Here is a 765-nt window from a genome sequence, read left to right as displayed (position 1 = left end):
CTTACTAATAGGCGCATAAATGCTTGGCTAAAATTGGCGACGAAGGAGCACAAGCCAAGCGTTTTGCGTCCTTTTGAGTAACTTGTTAGAGAGCCCTCGCGATGGCTTCATCTACAGTGTTGAATGCACTAGAAAAACAACCTGAATTAATGGCATTTTCAAAGTGTGTTCTTGCCACTGATTCATTACCTAATTTCAATTCAACATAACCAAGCAAATAAGATCGACGAGGGGATGGATTTCTACCAAAACCCCATAACTCATCCATTGATTCAGGTTTATTAATTAAGATATCTCTGATTGCTTCTTTTGTATCAAGGTTTTCAAACCAGGCTAACCCTCGATTCAAAATTTGCTCTTTTGCATCAAGAATACATTCTTCAATGTTTGAGCCATCAGGTTTTACAAACCATATATCCTTACGTTCCAATTCGCGCTGTTCAAAGGTACGCTGTAACCCACCTCTGAAAGGACATTGAAATTCTTCTGGGCAAGGTAAATCAGATTTTAATTTTATGTTGCCATGTTCAGTAGGTATATCGACATGAAAAGAACCTAGATTTACCCCAAAGGAATATGTCGTGACTCCCATTACATCAGCATTATAAGAGTTAAAACTTTGGAAATTAACAACGTCTACAACATTCCCTCGATAGCGCCAAGAGTTACGAGTTGTAAATTTACTAAACCCTTTTGCTTTTAATTCAGGTCTAATTAATTCTCTGATGTATCGGTTTACAACTTTACTATCCATGGCTCTCTAAC

At 37.6% G+C, this 765-nt stretch carries 1 protein-coding gene; it reads right to left on the bottom strand.

Features of this window, described 5'->3' with window-relative positions; genetic code table 11:
- Nucleotides 1-85: 85 nt before the first annotated feature.
- Nucleotides 86-754, bottom strand: a complete 669-nt coding sequence (locus tag JAO78_RS16640; RefSeq protein WP_226752483.1) for a DUF4304 domain-containing protein — start codon at nucleotides 752-754, stop codon at nucleotides 86-88.
- Nucleotides 755-765: the final 11 nt, after the last annotated feature.

Source organism: Alishewanella maricola (assembly GCF_016343785.1).
In the GTDB taxonomy this organism is placed as follows: Bacteria; Pseudomonadota; Gammaproteobacteria; order Enterobacterales; family Alteromonadaceae; genus Alishewanella; species Alishewanella maricola.
The sequence above is the reverse complement of the archived record's forward strand: the minus strand, read 5'-3'. Positions and strand labels throughout refer to the sequence as shown.

Excerpts from the sequence above, each read along its gene's own strand:
- JAO78_RS16640 (WP_226752483.1), bottom strand. The coding sequence starts at position 754 with ATGGATAGTAAAGTTGTAAACCGATACATCAGAGAATTAATTAGACCT.